The following is a 16,653-nucleotide window of genomic DNA, read 5'->3' as shown; positions in this document are numbered from 1 at the left end:
AATATTATTGTAATTATTAGTTACATTTAACAACTAAAAATTAACATTATAACATAAAAAGTAAGTATTTGATTTAAAAATTGATAAATACCATACACATTGAAAGGTTCTTAAATTTTAACGTCTCTTTATAAAAACCTCAATCAATAACACATTAGTTTTGAGGACAACTAAAATCATAATCATGAGAAATGTATTCTTACTTACTTTTTTAACCTTAACCTTGGTTTTTTCTACGGAAGCAACCGCTCAAAAGTTTAGCGGCTTGGATAAAAGTCCTGCCGATATTGCAGCATTCCCAGCTAGTTACAGAGTTTCTGATAAAGCAGTGCGCGTAATTTATAGCCGTCCCCAATTAAAAGGACGAAGTCTTTCTGAATTAGCTCCAGCTGGCAAAGTTTGGAGAACAGGTGCCAATGAAGCTGCGGAAATTACTTTTTACAAGGATGCCACTGTAGGTGGAAAAGCTGTAAAGGCTGGTACATATGCATTATTTACTATTCCAGGGGATAGTGAATGGACCGTAATTTTAAACAGTAACCTGAATCAATGGGGAGCATACTCTTACGACAGTGCAGGGGATGTAGCCAGGGTTAAAGCAAAAGCAAGCACAGATAGCGAATCTTTGGAAGCATTTTCTATTGCTTTTGACGAAGCTGGTGGCAATATGGTTATGGGATGGGGAACTACACGTGTTTCTCTTCCAATTGCCCTTTAAACACTATAATTTTAATGCAAAAAAGGCGGGCCAATTGGCCCGCCTTTTTTATTTTACTTGTTTCCCTCCAACAAAAACCTGTTGAGCTGTTAGATTGGGAATGTCATCCACTGGCATGGTCATAATATCATCACTTAAAATGACAAAATCTGCAAATTTGCCAACCTCAATACTTCCTTTTTCGTTTTCCTCAAAATTGGAATAGGCTGCCCAAATAGTCATTCCTTTTAAAGTTTCTTCTCTAGAGAGTGCATCTTGCATTTGAAAACCTCCTTCTGGGTATTTTTCTACATCTTGACGTGCCACGGCAGCATAAAAGGTTAAAAATGGATTCACTTGTTCCACGGGAAAATCGGTTCCTAAAGCTACCATACCGGCTTTTTCCAACAATGTTTTAAAAGCGTAAGCTCCCTGAACACGTTCTTCGCCCAAACGGTCTCCTGCCCAATACATATCGCTCGTTGCATGTGTTGGCTGAATGGAGGGGATAATTCCGTCTTTGAAATAATCAAAATCTGTTTCTGAAATAACCTGCGCATGTTCCACCTTCCACCGTCTATCTTGCTTATTTTTCAATGCCTTCTTATAAGCTCTTAATACCACAATATTGGCCGAATCGCCAATGGCATGGGTATTCATTTGATATTCAGTAGTAGCAATTCGCTCCGCCAGTGCCTCAATTTTATCCACAGGGGTCACCATAGCTCCAAAATGACCTTCTTTATCGGAATATGGAGCTTTAAGGGTAGCTCCCCTAGACCCCAAAGCACCATCTCCATAGACTTTAACAGATCGTACGTTAAGCTTTTCAGTCTTTACAATTCCTTTATTTAGATAATAGTCAAGATTCTCGGAAGTATTGCTTACCATAGCATATAGTCGTATGGCCAATTCACCGGATTGTTGCAAACTATCTATAAGTTCAATAGTGGATTTATTTAATCCAGCATCATTTACCGTAGTTAAACCGTAATTAAAACATAGGCGTTCTGCATCTTTTAGCGCTCGGATTTGGGTTTCTCTATTGGGTTTTGGAACAATGGCATCTATCATTCCTTGAGGATTATCCACCAATACCCCTGTTATGCTTCCATGCTCATCTTTGACAATTTCCCCTCCTTCTACCAATGTCTCTTTGGTAATTCCAGCTAAATCCAATGCTTTTTGATTGACCAAATAGGCATGGCCATCTACACGCTCCAAAACAACCGGAGTATCAGGAAATAACTCATCAAGCTTATCTTTTGTTGGAAATTCCTTTACCTCCCAATCATTTTGGTCCCATCCTCGACCTCGGACAAAATTGGCAGGGGTTTCTTTTTGAAACACTAAAACTTTATCCACAATCTCTTCAAAACTGGAGGTTCCGACTAAATCTACAACTTGTTGGTTAAGCCCCAAACCATAAAAATGACAATGGGCATCTATTAATCCTGGGACAATGGTCTTTCCTTGGGCATCTACCTCTTTCTTTGTTTGAAACTTTTGAAGAATGTCTTTGCCATCGCCTACAGCGACAAATACCCCATCTTTTATGGCTACGCAGGTTACTTTGGAAAAACCTGAATCAACCGTATAAATATTGGCGTTGGAGACAATTAAATCAACCTCTTCTTTTGAGGTGCAAGACACACATAAAAGCAGGATAATAGTAGAAAGAAAAAGCTTGTTCATTTTTGAAGGTTTCCTTCAAAAATATAAAAATGCATACGTAATACGAAGTTTTAATTGTTTGGCAAGCCCTATTAATCTTGAAACTCGGTCATAACGAACTCTACCCTACGATTAGAAAGGTGATCTTCTTTGATTTTTCCATTTCCAAGTGGCCTGGTATCGCCAACACCTTCCCAAACAATACGATTGTCCTCAATACCTAAGTTTTTAAGGTACAATGCAACGGCCCTTGCTCTTAAAGAAGATATGAATTTGTTGTATCCAGGCTGCCCTACATTGTCCGAATGACCTGTAATCTTCATTTGCACCTCTGCATTTTCTTTGAGGTACTTGAATATTTTCTTAACGCTTGCAACCGCTTCAGCATCCAGTTCGTACCCTTTTGGTTCAAACGGATTGCGCTCTAGAACATAAATTTTATCCTTTTCATAGTTTACCCTTGGCAATTCCTCCAGCACTACATTATCAACATAGTAATAGGAGAAATCGCCAGATAATACTGGACCTTCATGTTCCAAAAGTGTTGTATCTACATTGTTATCAAAATTACCAACGATGATATGGTTTTCAAACCCTTTGGCTTCAAATTCTGCAGTCAGTGTAACCCATTCATCCTTGTTTGCCAATGATTTATTTGGTTTTAGCTTTACTTCATAAAAAGCAACATCTTCTTGTAAATCTATACGTGAACCGGTCAAGGCTGAACTGTTGGGAAGCTTAATTTTTTTATTGATCAGTACAATTGACATATTTTTTAATGCCAGACTAGATGCCTCGGCCAAACTCAATTGCAAAGAGATTTTATAGGGGTGCTTTTCTCTAAGCGTTCTACTCGTGTTCAACTGAATATATTCACGATAGTCGTTTAATGCATAAAAGTAGAGTCCTACATAACCGGAACCATCTGTCGCTTCCTGTGAGCCCTTAAAATTGGACGGAATCCCAAAATCACTTGAACCACATGCATTAAAATAGTCACCTGAACTGGACGATGGTAAGGAAACGTCTTCAAGTAAGCTGCCAAAATTGGTAATGTTTTGAGGGCAGTTTTTATAATTTTCAAAGCTGGGGTTTAGAATCAAATTTTGTGCAAAAACTGAGTTCCCTAGCAGAAAGCAAAAACTGAGAGATAAAAAAATACGAGTAGCCTTATATACCATAGTTTAGTTTGATTTATAGGTTCTCGTACCGCCTATATAAACGTGGGTTTTTAGCCCTTATTGTTCTACATTATATTTTTTGATGTTACCATTTTCATCATTCCTGTGATACTAACTTGCGATAAAATTCGTTACTATAGTCCAAATCTTACTATGATGCGCATAGTGACCTATATGCTGGTATTATCCCTAGTTCCTTATTTTGGTTTTGGTCAAAATAAGATAACGGGTAAAATTGTTGATCAGCTTGGATTTCCTGTTTACCGAGCCGCTGTTGAGATAAATGCAACGGACAGCATTACCTATACCGATTATGATGGTTCTTTTACGCTAAGCAGTGAAAAAGATTTTCATTGGAAAATTAATATTAGCTCTAAAGGGTATAAACCAGAGTCCTTTTTTGTTTTAAGTGGTGGTAATACGGGCAATATTGTATTGGAATATGATGCCGATATAAAGAAACTATTGGATGGTAGTTCTAGCTTGCACCAAAAATTTTACTGGGATTCTTGGAACAAAGCAATTTTGTTTCCCAAATCGGAAGATCTTCTGGCCAGTACCTCTGTTTTTCTCAATTGATTTATCAACTTTTCTACGGATAGAATATTATTCGTCGTCAACAAATTCGGTCATCACAAATTCCACGCGGCGGTTTTTTCTACGTGCTTTATCGGAAAGTGTGCTATCTAAAGGAACCTTGTTGCCATATCCAGCGTAGGTGATACGGCCTTTTTGAAGTCCTAGTTGCATTAGATATTTGGCAACGGTCTTAGCTCTTTGGCTGGATAATACATCATTGTATTGTTCTGAACCCAAGTCGTCAGTATGTCCACTGATAGATACCTTTAAATTGGGATTCTTTTTAAGGTATTTATATACATCTTTCAAGCTTTGCTTTGCCTTTGGTTCAAGCTCAAATCTGTCAAAGTCGAAATTCACATGATTGAGCACATAACTTTGATTTGCCTTATAATCCGGGCCTAAATATTCAAGAGAAATATCATCCAGATAATAATAAGAGTAACCTTCGGTAGTAGTCGATGCTTTTTCAAAATCCAAATAATGGGTTCCCCCATTGCTCTTAAAATTACCGAGAACTAGTATACTTTCAAATCCCTTGGCTACAATATCCAGACTTACCCGCATCCACTCCTTTTTATCATCATAAAAGCCGGTAGCTGAAAACTGTTTTGCATGAGTAGTTTTAGTACTTTCTGATGATAGCACCGCATTTGAAAGTTGCCTTTTGGTATGTATGGATAAAGGATGTTCTGAAAAAATAGCACCAATATCCATAACGGCTCCATCCGATTTCTCGGAAAGACTTAAGGAAAGACTCAATTTATACCGATGCCCTTTCTTTAGGGTTTCGGATAACGGCACTTGAATATATTCTCTGTAATCTTTTGGGGCATAGAGGTATAATCCAGCATAGCCATTGCCTTCATAAGCTTCTTGTTTTCCCTTAAAATTCACGGGGATTCCCAACTTGGTTTTACTGCATTCATTAAAATAATCGGTAGTTCCAAGGGTTGGTGCACTCCAAAACTCTGCATCCCTGTTTAAATTACTCATTTTAATAGGGCATTCCACAAAATCCTCGAAGCCACCATTGTGTACAAGGTTTTGTGCTACCATTGATGAAGAAATCAGGGTAAAAGTGAAGTAGGACACTATGTAGATGAATCGTAATCGCATGACTTCCAATTCAATTGGGGTCTGCCAAGATGTTCAAAAAAACAAGTTGACATTCAAATCATAACGATTTTCGCTATAGTTTATTGTGTATTTACTTACAAATTAGAAGTCAAACTTATACGAAACTCCAGCAAGAGCCTGAAAGCCCTGAACCCTAAAATTGGCCCAACGCTGATAATCATTGTTAGCAATATTGGAAGCTTTTACAAAAATTGAAAGCTGCTCGTTAAAGCGATATCCTACATGGGCATTGGCATCAAAAAAACTATCCAAAGTCACTACAGTAGATGGAAATAAATTTGGAGGCGTATTGGCCAAAGCATTGGATATAAGATCGTCTCGCTCCCCAACATAAAATAAATTAGCTCCAAAGTACCATTGCTTGTCTATTTGATAGTCCATAAACAAAGACCCTTTAATACTTGGCAGATTCCAAGCAGGATTATCCGTTTCGGTATCATAATCATAAAATTCCGCATTGATTCCCAAAGTGAAGTTTCGGTTTACATCAATATTCAATTCGCCAAAAATCCCCAAGGTTTTTACATCATCATAAAATACTTGGAATGAATTACCGTAGAAATATCCCTTCTCATCTGTCCGTATCAAATTTTGAGGATTTAAAAAGAATAAGGGTTTTCTATTTTCAGCAGCATAAGACCCTTTGATGTTGTATCCTACATTAGATAATAATTGTCCTTTTAAACCTAAATAACCTTCGTATTGTTGGTCTGTAGGCTGAATGGTAAGCGTTGGAGAAACATAGGGATTCTCCTGTACAAAATCATAATATGAATTTTGTTTGAGCTCACCTTCTAACCCACCATACGCTATAACGGCCTCATCCAACAATCGGTAAGAAGCTGTAACCGCCGGATAAATATAAAAGTTGCTGTCACTGTTTTCTGTATCCATTCCATACACAAGATTGGCACCCAAGTTGAGCGTGAGGTCATCTCTCAATATCAAAAGGCTTGGATTTATACTGGCCTGAAAATGACTGTAATCTATCTCGGTATCATTAACGGTGTTGTTCAAGGATGCATTTTTAAAATTCCCGCTTACGTAATCCAGCTTGGTATTTATGGTAATCAACTCTTCCGTGATGGGTAATTCTATGGTCGGGTTAATGACCACCCTATTTTCCCCAGATTCGGTAGCATCCCAAAATCGCCTTAGCAAAATATTCCCTTTTTTAAAAAAAGAATCTTCCAAATTTAAATGTGCTTTGGCCTGGGCACTAAAATAGTTTTGTCTCTCATCAATGGAAGCAACGGTAGCGTCATCAAAAGCCCCATTTTCAATACCATACCAATTATATAATTGATGTTGAAGCCCAATACTACCACCCCACTCCATATCCCTATCTTTTCTCGCATAGGATACATCAAACTTTGTGTTGTAAAAATCAGCATCCAAAGGTGTGGTTTCAATAGCTCCTCTAGAAGAATGATGGCTTAATCCAAAATCCAATAAATCCTCTCCTCTGTTAAACTCTCTGCTGGTATATAAATCTACTAGAGCATTGTTGAAATTTCCCAAGCCCACAGATGCATACGAATTATATAGGGTTGGTGCAGGTGTTTTTTTAACCCTAGAGGCCTTTCCTTTAGCTGGAGTAAAGGTCGAGGCTACGGGCACCGAAAAAATACTGTAGTTTATTTTTTTCTTTTGAAGCACAATGGAATCATTCAGATTGGGGTTCGATTTTATCTTAAAGACATCTGAAACAGTGGGGGAATACGGTTTAACAACAGTAACCGTTTCAGTGCCTATATCATCGGTTTCCTGAGCTGAAACAGTTCCCCAAAGGCTCAAAAATAGAATTGAAATTATATAGCTGTTCTTGTACATGTGTTCTCTTGATTTAGTTCCCATTAGGATCTACTGAAGAATTGCTTTGCGCCTCTCGTGACTTTATTATGGAAAGTTCTCCTTTCGCTTCGGCCACAATTTCATCGTACTCTGAAAAATTGGAAATTACACTCTCCAAAATATAAGTGGCCTGAAAGGCATCTTGTAGGGCATAAAAGTTTTTGGCCATTATAATCAGTCCTTTTCCTCCCCACTGTTTATATCCAGAATAGTCTTTTGCCAATTTTTGAACTGCTGTATTTGATGCCTCAAAATCTTGATTCTTATTTTTAAAATACGCATCGTAAAACCAAGCTTCCGCAGCCATCTCACCAACAGCTATTTTCTTTACTTCTTTGTAGGCTGTAGCGGCCAATGCTTCATCTTTGGTTGCAATGGCAGAGCGGGCAATCATAATTTGCGCATCACTTTTAATACGATTGTCAATCTTTGGGGCTTTTAGCACCTTTTCCGCATATGCAATGGTCTGTCCATAGTCTTTTTGGCCATAATAACCCTTCATTAAGTTTGATTGGGCAAAGGTTCTATTTTGAGTGATTTCCGCAGTGTTTTCAAGTTGCTTTAAATAAGGCAACGCTTTTGAATAATCTTGCTTGCCCACATAGATTTCACAGACACGGGCAAGGGCCTGCTCTGTAAACTCTCCATTCCCGCTATTTGCAACCGTTTCATATTTAGGTAGGGCATTATCCTTATCTCCTTTTGAAAAATAAAGTTGGGCCAAATTAAAATTCACCTGCAGTGCATGAAGCCCATTAGGAAATTCTTTCAGGTAATCTTCATAAGCTCGAATAGCGGTTTCTGTTTTTCCTTCCACATGCTTTCTATCTGCAGCTTCAAAACTGGCGTTATCCAATTCCGCATCCGTAACTTCAACAAAATCTAGATTTCTGGCCCATGATGCATATTCGCTCACCCTACCCTCATCCACATACACCAATTTGGCCGTGGCAACGGCTTGTTTGGCTTCTTGGGTGTTTGGATACTTCTGCACAACCGCTTTTAACTTCGTTAATGCTTGGTCATTTCTACTTGCATTATAGTGCACTAATCCCTGACGCAACATCGCGCGAGGCGCAAACTTACTTCTTGAAAATTCGTTGATAAGGCGGTCATAGGTTTGTAAACCCATGGATTCTTTATTGGTTTTTATGTAGGAATTACCAAGTTCAAACAACGCATCATCTCTAAGGGAGGATTTGGAATAGCGCACCAAAAATTGATTCAATCCATCAATTTTAGCAGAATTATTTCCCAAAAACCCGCTACATAACGCTTTTTGAAATGCTGCATAATCTCGTTCGGGGCCATTCAATTTAGCCGACTCTGTATAAGCAGATTGCGCCAATTTGTATTTACTGGTCACAAAATAGCTGTCACCCAAACGCAGATAACTATCGTTCCGTTTTTCGCTGTCCCCTGTTCCAGAGGTAATATTTTTATAATAGGAAATAGCATTGCCATAATCCTTTAGCTTAAAATAGCAGTACCCCAGATTGTAATCCAAATCCTGATATTCTTGCAGCTCTTTGGCAGCAGGCAATTTTTGAAATTGAACAAAATCAACAAGCGCTTCATCAAATCTATTTAATCGATATTCAGACTCAGCTTTCCAATATAAGGCACGTGCTTCAAAATTTTTGTTTTCCGCATTCTTTAAAGATTTGGAAAATCGTTTCAAGGCTGGTTCATAATCTCCATCTATAAACAATTCTACCCCTCTATAGAAAGCAACTTTTTGATACGTTTCTTTACTAGCATACTCCTTGTTTTCCTCTAAAAGCACCATGGCTCCCTCAAAATTCTTGGAAGTAATATAGGAATCTACCAACAACTCTTGAATTTCCTGCTGGTGCTCGTCTTTAGGGTATTTATCCAGATAAGCTGTCATTACCTGCGGAACCGGCTCGTAAGCGTTTCCTATTTCATAACTCAGACGGGCATAATTCAGCAGTGCATCTTTTTGTATTTCAGCACTGAAATCCATTTGCGAAGCATTCCGAAAAGCATTAAGTGCTTCCGGCTTTTTATCCAGCTTTAAATAACATTCTGCCAAATGATAATAGGCATTTTGCGAAACGCGATTAGTGCCCCCAATAATTTTATTGAACTGCTGAATGGCGCCTTCATAATCACCTTGTTTATAATGGCTGTATCCAGTAAAATAGTAATCCGTATTGCTTAATTTTCCACGTCTTCCCCGATACTTTTTTAAATACGGAATCGCTTCATCATATTGCTCTAAATTGAAATAGCTTTCTCCAATAATCTTATTTAGTTCTGATATCTCCTTACGATCAGATTTTGGCAATTGCCTTTTTGCCATGGCAATGGCTTCCTCAAAATTGCCCAGTTTAAAGTTTAAGTCTGCTTGATAATAGGATAGCTTTTCATTGAGTAATTCTGGATCTGTTATTTGGTCAAACCGAGCGCTGGCCTCATCATAATCGTCTTGCTCATACGCGATGTATCCCAAATAATATTTGGCCTGTGATCCATATTTTGGCGAATTGCTCACCTTACTCAAGTAGCGTTCTGCTTGTTTTGGTCTTTTAGAGGCATAGAGTGCATACCCATTATTGAAGTTAAAACGTTCCTTATCACTATTAGACATGGCGGATTGGTCCACCTTTTTATACCATTTAAGAGCGTAAGGGTATTTTCCCGTTTCAAAATAATAATCGGCTACATCTAAAAAAGCAGAGTTACGCTTGGTAGAAGTAGGATATCTGTCCACAAAATCCTCCATCATTTTATCAGCACCACGCTGATTTAAACGAATGGCGGCGTTGGCAGAATAGTATGCGCTATTGGCTTGTGTTTCTCCATCATTGGATTCAACTTTGACCTTATCAAAAATAGCTTGTGATGCTTGGTATTGTTGATTGTTGTACAAAGCAAGGGCATCTTGATAAGCTTTTTTCTCGTGTGAATAGATTTTGGTTTTCTGTGCTGAAGAAAGAAAAATAATTCCCAAGAAAACCAGGGAAAAAAGGAGGTTTTTTCGATTCATAGTGTTCTACGCTGTTCTCGATTGACTTTTATATAACGTCAAAATTTAGGCCAAAGTATGTTTACGTAAACTGAGAAGGCTAATTCATCAATATTTCTCCAATGAAATTATAGAAATTATTAGTTTTAATCACGAAGTTAATCTACCTCAACACTTCGAAAGGTCCAAAACAAAACAGTAGGTGGAAAATCATCTCATTGTTATTGTTATGACCATTGCATCAAAAACCTCGCAATATCGGGCCAGTATACATTGCCCATTGGTTTTCTTGGCTACGGTAAAAAGCTGTAATCTTTAATCTTAACATATGTCCTATTTGTTCTTTTTGATAGCTATTCCACTATTGCTGTTGATTTTTGTTTACAACAATCTCATAAGCAAGAAAAACAAGGTGCTCGAAGCTTTTAGCAGTATCGACGTCATCTTTAAAAAACGAACAGATTTAATCCCACGTCTGGTCAGCACAGTAAAAGGCTATATGAAACATGAACGGGAAACACTGACCGAAATCACCAAAATCAGGGAACAAATCATTAATGATAATCTTGACAGTGACCAAAGGGTAGTTCTAGAAAACAAAATGGATGGCATGCTAGGCAAATTAAACATTGCTGTGGAAGCCTACCCTGATTTAAAAGCCGGTGAAAATTTCCTTCAACTTCAGGCAAGTTTAAATGAGGTGGAAGAACAACTTTCTGCAGCCAGAAGAGCCTACAATGCAGCCGTAAATGATTTCAATAATGCCATTGAAATGTTTCCATCCAACATTATTGCCAAACTCATGGGGTACAAACAAAAACTCTTGTTCAAAATCGACCCATCCGAAACAAAACCTCCTGTCATTTCCTTTTAATCAAATTCCGATATGACTGATTTTCAAAACATCAAAAAAGAGCTTTTGCCTATATTACAGGAAGCAGAGAAAGCTAGAAAAAAATATCACTTTTATAAAAAAGCAAGCTCTCTGTTCATACTAACAACCTTTTTGAGCTTGTTTATCTCGCCTTTTTTTTCATATTTTTTTAATTATCAATTTGGAAAATGGGCCACCAAAGCTGTCTCGGAAATTTCACCATTTTCCGTGTATGCGATTATTTTTGCATCCTTCGTTTTATTCTATGTAATCCTTATTGTCCCAAACATTCACAAAAAAAAATTCAAAACATCGGAGAGAAAAATTTTAAAGACTATTTTAAACAAAATAGCTCCTGGTTTCAAGTTTTATGAACGAAAACAGGTTACATCCGAAGAAATAATTGATAGTAAATTGATTCGAACATACCGCCAAGTACCAAGAAACAATCGATACGGTAAGTACGAGAAGGTCTATAACTTAAATTTTGGTTTGCTATCATGAAAAATAGGTGACACTATCATTTCTATAGGAGACGTTAGGGTTTTTAATCAAAGTTTATATACTTCATATTTAACATACTTTCCCTTTTTGATTCATTTCCATTTAATGTACAAATACATAAAATCATGGTTTTCAAAAAGAACCATGACTCTTGTTATACCTGATTTTACTGGGATGTTTGCCATGGTGGACTTTAACAAAAGACTGAATGGGACCACTTTGATCTTACCCGATAAATTTGAGAAAAGAATTAGTTATTTGGCCAAGACTTTACAATCCTTGAACCTTAGGAAAGAGAGATTGGTCAATTTGGAGGATCCCACCTTTGAAAAGGAATTTGTGGTGTACGGCACCGATCAGGTTGAAGCACGATATATTTTATCTCCATCCCTAATGAATAGAATTTGTGCCTTACAGCGGAAAGTAGGTAGTTCTATGATGCTTTCTTTTAAGAATGACAAAATGTATATGGCCATAGAACATCCTTATGGGTTTTTCAGCCTCAACGAAAGCAAAAATCTAATTACTTCCGATGCTCTTGAACTTTTTTATGAGGATATTACGAACGCTATTGGCATAGTGGAAGATTTAAATTTAAACACTAAAATTTGGAAACGATAATGCCAACACCATGCATTCAAAACATTCTTTAACGAATAATTTTGATGCGATTTAGCATATTTTCAGATACTTTTGTTTGGTATTTGAATTAAAATCATGCTCGAGACTATCTTAAAATTACAAGACGTTGCCGTTTTTCAAAATGAAAACCTCATTTTAAACGATATCACTTTAGAAGTCAAAAAAGGTGAGTTTGTTTATGTAATAGGAAAAACGGGCAGTGGTAAAAGTAGTTTTATGAAAACACTATATGCAGATATCCCACTAAAACAAGGTACTGGCAGTGTGGTTGATTTCGATTTAAAGAAACTTCAAGAAAAAGACATCCCTTTTTTACGCAGGAAATTAGGCATTGTTTTTCAGGATTTTAAATTGCTCCCTGATCGGAACATCAATAACAATCTGCGCTTTGTGCTTAAAGCAACCGGATGGGTAGATGCTTCGAAAATGGATTCGAAAATTGAAGAGGTATTGGACAAAGTAGGCATGAAAACAAAAGGTTTTAAGTTTCCACATGAGCTTTCTGGGGGAGAACAGCAACGTATTGCCATTGCCAGAGCATTATTAAATGATCCTGAGCTAATTCTTGCCGATGAGCCTACAGGAAATCTTGATCCCCAAACCAGCGTGGAAGTGATGAAGGTTTTGCAAGACATCAACCAAAATGGTCGCACCATAATTATGGCTACCCACGATTATGCCCTTATACTAAAATATCCACACAAAACGCTAAAATGTGATGGCAGCAAAGTTTTTGAGGTCATTCAAAAAGCTATGTAACCATGATTCTAAAAAAACAGGAATGTAGCAGAAGTAAAAAATCCAAACCATTAATTGGTATTCTTCTTTTCCTCATTTCTATAGTTTTGCTAGTATTAACAGGCCCTTTAGGATTTATTTATGGGTTGTTTCAGCAACTTTTTACCAACGGCTTAAAAGGAATTGGTGAGTTTTCCTTAAAAATTGCGATTTCCATAGATCAATTGGGAAATGTTTTGATGCAGCATCTCTTTAATGCCCTCTGGATTACCAATGATGGATATGCTTTTGGCAATAGTGATGAAACCATTTCAAGTGCGCTAGGCAAGAACAAGCAGTTAGGCACATTAACGGGATTTGGAAAACTCATAGATAAGATTCTAGATCGCATTGATCCAAACCATACCCTTAACTCCATTGACTACTTCATTCAACCTTCTGACAAAACTCGTTGAAAACTATTTAATATTGTTAACGGGTTAACTTTTTGACTCTCAAAGTTTTTTGTTTATTTGTTAAAATTAAATTTTCGTCCCATTTATGGAAATTCTTGGTATTGATATCGGCGGAACTGGTATTAAAGGAGCACTAGTAAACGCTGAAACCGGAGAAATGTTAACGGCAAGACACCGGATTCCCACCCCAAATTCAAGAAAACCTGAAGAAATGGCTGAAGTTGTAAAACAGCTTGTTGACCATTTTAACTATAGTGGCCCTGTTGGCTGTGGTTTTCCAACCATTGTAAAGAATGGTGTTTGTATTTCGGCAGGAAATCTTCATCCCAGCTGGGTTGGGGTAAATATTGACGAGTTGTTCACTGAAGCCACCGGGCAGGAGTTTACAGTATTAAATGATGCTGATGCCGCAGGTTATGCCTCGATGAATTACGGTGTTGGAAAAGGTCAAGAAGGTCTGGTTATTATGATTACCGTAGGTACTGGACTGGGCAGTGGTGCATTTTTTAATGGAGTACTGCTTCCAAACTTTGAACTTGGTCAAATTCCTTATAAAAAGTATAAAAAAATTGAGCAGTGGGCTGCTGCATCAGCTAAGGAAAAGGAAGGGCTTACCTATGAAAGGTGGGGTAAACGCTTCAATAAATTCCTAAAATATGTGGAGTTGATTGTAGCTCCCGACCTTATTATAGTAGGTGGAGGTACATCAAAAAAATGGGCTGAATTCAATCATTTACTTACCATAGAAACAGAAGTAGTAAAAGCAGAGCTAATGAACCATGCGGGTATTATTGGCGCAGCTATCGCTTGTTTACGAGAGCACCACCACGGTCATTTAAAGCAGAATAGCTAATCGATTTTATTCCTTTTTCTGTCTACTTCTTTTAGAAAGATTTTTCGAAGTCGAATATGGTTTGGAGTCACCTCTACATATTCATCTTTCTGGATGTACTCCAAGGCTTCTTCCAATGAAAACTTTATTGCGGGTACAATTTTAGCCTTATCATCTGCTCCTGAAGAACGTACATTTGACAACTTTTTGGTCTTGGTTACATTCACGGTCATGTCATCTCCACGAGAATTCTCCCCGATAACCTGGCCCTCATAAATGTCTTCACCTGGATCAATAAAGAACTTTCCTCTTTCCTGTAATTTGTCAATAGAATAAGGAATAGCAGTACCATTTTCCATGGAAACCAACGAACCATTTATCCGTTGTGCAATATCTCCCTTTAATGGTTGATATTCCAAAAACCGATGTGCCATAATAGCCTCACCTGCAGTGGCTGTCAATAACTGATTTCTAAGACCAATAATTCCTCTTGATGGTATTATAAATTCACACAGCATTCGAGAACCTTTGGCTTCCATACTGGTCATTTCTCCTTTTCTAATGGATACCATTTCCACAGCTTTTCCAGATACATCTTCCGGTAAATCAATGGTCAAATGTTCAACTGGTTCACATTTTACTCCATCAATTGTCTTAATAATTACTTGTGGCTGTCCAATCTGAAGTTCATATCCTTCTCTTCGCATGGTTTCAATTAAAACCGAAAGGTGAAGTACCCCACGTCCAAAAACCATAAACTTATCTGCACTATCTGTTTCATTAACACGTAGTGCTAAATTTTTCTCCAATTCCTTTTCGAGACGTTCCTTGATGTGTCTTGAGGTCACAAATTTTCCATCCTTACCAAAAAATGGGCTATCATTTATGGTAAATAGCATACTCATGGTAGGCTCGTCAATAGCTATGGTCTTTAGTTTCTCTGGATTTTCAACATCGGCAACAGTATCTCCAATTTCAAAACCTTCCATCCCAACAATGGCACAGATATCTCCTGCAACTACTTCTTGTACTTTTTTACGACCTAAACCTTCAAAAGTAAAAAGTTCCTTTACTTTGGTTTTTACGATACTTCCATCTCTTTTGACCAAAGAAATTTGCTGGCCTTCTTTTAGAGTGCCACGTTGCAATCTACCGATAGCGATACGTCCTGTGAAAGAAGAAAAATCCAAAGAAGTAATCAGCATTTGTGTTGAACCTTGTTCTGGTTTAAACTCAGGGACATGCTCTATTACCATATCTAACAATGGTTCAATATTTTCAGTAGGTTTTTCCCAATCTTCGCTCATCCAATTTTGCTTGGCCGAACCGTATACTGTTGGAAAATCAAGCTGCCATTCTTCGGCTCCCAATTCGAACATTAAGTCAAAGACTTTTTCATGTACTTCTTCTGGGGTACAGTTTTCCTTGTCCACTTTGTTGATCACCACACACGGCTTTAACCCTAAATCGATTGCTTTTTGCAATACAAATCGGGTTTGTGGCATTGGCCCTTCAAAAGCATCTACCAATAGTAGCACTCCATCTGCCATGTTAAGCACGCGTTCTACCTCACCTCCAAAATCGGCGTGACCAGGGGTATCAATAATATTTATTTTTGTTTCCTTGTAAACAACGGAAACATTTTTAGAAACAATGGTTATTCCGCGTTCGCGTTCTAGATCATTATTATCCAAAATTAAATCACCTTTATTTTCATTGTCCCGGAACAACTGACAGTGAAACATGATTTTATCAACCAAGGTTGTTTTACCGTGGTCAACGTGTGCAATGATGGCAATATTCTTAATTTTGGACATAATCTAAAATTTTAAGCCCGCAAAGATACTGCTATTTTCCTCTTGTTAGCACTATCAAATGTTATTTTTATCTTATTGATTTTGAGGGCATTCCAATTATCTTCCAACACACCATCTTTTCTCGCTAATAATCCACCCCAAGCTTAAATTAACAACTGGATGAATACCACCTTCAAAAGGTCCTGCATAATATGCTGCTCCAGCATCAATAGAAAAACTCAATCCAGAATTATAGCTTCGCTGAACTCCATAAACTAATCCACCATAGGCGTGTATTCCATCAACCAACCTATTTTCCACTACTCTATCTCCTGGTGAAAATAAAGCCACAGTGGGAGCTACGTAATTTCCAGAATTACCATAAATCTGTCGTCCACTTCGTTGCCTACCATTAAAATTATGGTAATACCTATTTTGAACGGTGATTGCCGGAAAAAAATCATAGTTCTCAAGAGGTTGTGAGCTTGCAGGCTCCAAAGCAACCTGCCATGCTACCCTAAAATCCAAAGTGCTATTTACGCCAAGTGCCATTTCATATTCCAAACCGGGATTGAAAACATTAAGTTTTAACTGCCTTACCTCACAGTTTTTGCCAAACTGGGCGTGCATTAAGGAGCTGCAAAGTAGCATTGCCAAAAGGATAGTTCTATGCATTTGTAGGTTAATTTGGTATT

The 16,653-nt window shown here is 37.6% G+C and carries 14 protein-coding genes; 7 read left to right on the top strand and 7 right to left on the bottom strand.

The window, feature by feature from the left end; translation table 11 throughout:
* The first annotated feature begins 184 nt into the window (after window positions 1-184).
* A complete protein-coding gene (locus tag FVB32_RS09770) occupies window positions 185-718 on the top strand; it encodes a DUF2911 domain-containing protein (RefSeq protein WP_147743617.1) in 534 nt (177 codons plus the stop codon).
* 48 nt (window positions 719-766) lie between these two features.
* Here the strand turns inward: FVB32_RS09770 and FVB32_RS09765 are convergent, their stop codons facing one another.
* Together FVB32_RS09765 and FVB32_RS09760 are read right to left on the bottom strand one after the other, a co-directional pair.
* Window positions 767-2,392 (bottom strand): amidohydrolase, encoded by a 1,626-nt coding sequence (locus FVB32_RS09765; RefSeq protein ID WP_147743616.1) that lies wholly within the window; start codon window positions 2,390-2,392, stop codon window positions 767-769.
* 71 nt (window positions 2,393-2,463) lie between these two features.
* Window positions 2,464-3,474, bottom strand: coding sequence for an OmpA family protein (locus tag FVB32_RS09760; RefSeq protein WP_187269546.1), 1,011 nt, complete (start codon window positions 3,472-3,474; stop codon window positions 2,464-2,466).
* Window positions 3,475-3,705: 231 nt separating this feature from the next.
* Here FVB32_RS09760 and FVB32_RS09755 point away from each other — a divergent pair, with 231 nt between their 5' ends.
* Entirely contained in the window at window positions 3,706-4,131 is a 426-nt protein-coding gene (locus tag FVB32_RS09755; protein WP_147743614.1) for a carboxypeptidase-like regulatory domain-containing protein, read from the top strand.
* A gap of 27 nt (window positions 4,132-4,158) precedes the next feature.
* Here the strand turns inward: FVB32_RS09755 and FVB32_RS09750 are convergent, their stop codons facing one another.
* The 3 genes from FVB32_RS09750 to FVB32_RS09740 form a co-directional block, all read right to left on the bottom strand.
* Complete coding sequence (locus tag FVB32_RS09750) at window positions 4,159-5,250, bottom strand: OmpA family protein (protein ID WP_147743613.1); 1,092 nt, start codon at window positions 5,248-5,250, stop codon at window positions 4,159-4,161.
* A gap of 102 nt (window positions 5,251-5,352) precedes the next feature.
* Window positions 5,353-7,104 carry a TonB-dependent receptor gene (locus tag FVB32_RS09745; RefSeq protein ID WP_147743612.1) on the bottom strand — a complete coding sequence of 584 codons (1,752 nt, stop codon included), beginning with the start codon at window positions 7,102-7,104 and terminating at the stop codon, window positions 5,353-5,355.
* 13 nt (window positions 7,105-7,117) lie between these two features.
* Window positions 7,118-10,138, bottom strand: coding sequence for a tetratricopeptide repeat protein (locus FVB32_RS09740; RefSeq protein ID WP_147743611.1), 3,021 nt, complete (start codon window positions 10,136-10,138; stop codon window positions 7,118-7,120).
* Window positions 10,139-10,445: 307 nt separating this feature from the next.
* Between FVB32_RS09740 and FVB32_RS09735 the strand changes: the two genes are divergently transcribed.
* The 5 genes from FVB32_RS09735 (at window position 10,446) to ppgK (ending at window position 14,183) form a co-directional block, all read left to right on the top strand.
* Window positions 10,446-10,991 carry a LemA family protein gene (locus FVB32_RS09735; RefSeq protein ID WP_147743610.1) on the top strand — a complete coding sequence of 182 codons (546 nt, stop codon included), beginning with the start codon at window positions 10,446-10,448 and terminating at the stop codon, window positions 10,989-10,991.
* 648 nt (window positions 10,992-11,639) lie between these two features.
* On the top strand, window positions 11,640-12,116 hold the full coding sequence (locus tag FVB32_RS09730) for a DUF3137 domain-containing protein (RefSeq protein ID WP_187269545.1): 477 nt from the start codon (window positions 11,640-11,642) through the stop codon (window positions 12,114-12,116).
* Window positions 12,117-12,212: 96 nt separating this feature from the next.
* Window positions 12,213-12,896, top strand: coding sequence for a cell division ATP-binding protein FtsE (locus FVB32_RS09725; RefSeq protein ID WP_147743608.1), 684 nt, complete (start codon window positions 12,213-12,215; stop codon window positions 12,894-12,896).
* Between the two features lie 2 nt (window positions 12,897-12,898).
* The gene (locus tag FVB32_RS09720) at window positions 12,899-13,330 is read left to right on the top strand and encodes a hypothetical protein (RefSeq protein WP_187269544.1); all 432 of its coding nucleotides are present in this window, start codon (window positions 12,899-12,901) and stop codon (window positions 13,328-13,330) included.
* Window positions 13,331-13,415: 85 nt separating this feature from the next.
* Window positions 13,416-14,183: a polyphosphate--glucose phosphotransferase gene (gene ppgK, locus FVB32_RS09715; protein WP_147743607.1), complete on the top strand. Its 768-nt coding sequence runs from the start codon at window positions 13,416-13,418 to the stop codon at window positions 14,181-14,183.
* Here the strand turns inward: ppgK and typA are convergent.
* Together typA and FVB32_RS09705 are read right to left on the bottom strand one after the other, a co-directional pair.
* Window positions 14,180-15,979, bottom strand: coding sequence for a translational GTPase TypA (gene typA / locus FVB32_RS09710; protein ID WP_147743606.1), 1,800 nt, complete (start codon window positions 15,977-15,979; stop codon window positions 14,180-14,182). The genes ppgK and typA overlap by 4 nt on opposite strands.
* A 96-nt stretch (window positions 15,980-16,075) precedes the next feature.
* Window positions 16,076-16,633 (bottom strand): hypothetical protein, encoded by a 558-nt coding sequence (locus FVB32_RS09705; RefSeq protein WP_147743605.1) that lies wholly within the window; start codon window positions 16,631-16,633, stop codon window positions 16,076-16,078.
* Between the last annotated feature and the right edge of the window lie 20 nt (window positions 16,634-16,653).

The sequence above is a fragment of the Flagellimonas hymeniacidonis genome (assembly GCF_008040165.1).
GTDB lineage: Bacteria > Bacteroidota > Bacteroidia > Flavobacteriales > Flavobacteriaceae > Flagellimonas > Flagellimonas hymeniacidonis.
The sequence above is the reverse complement of the archived record's forward strand: the minus strand, read 5'-3'. Positions and strand labels throughout refer to the sequence as shown.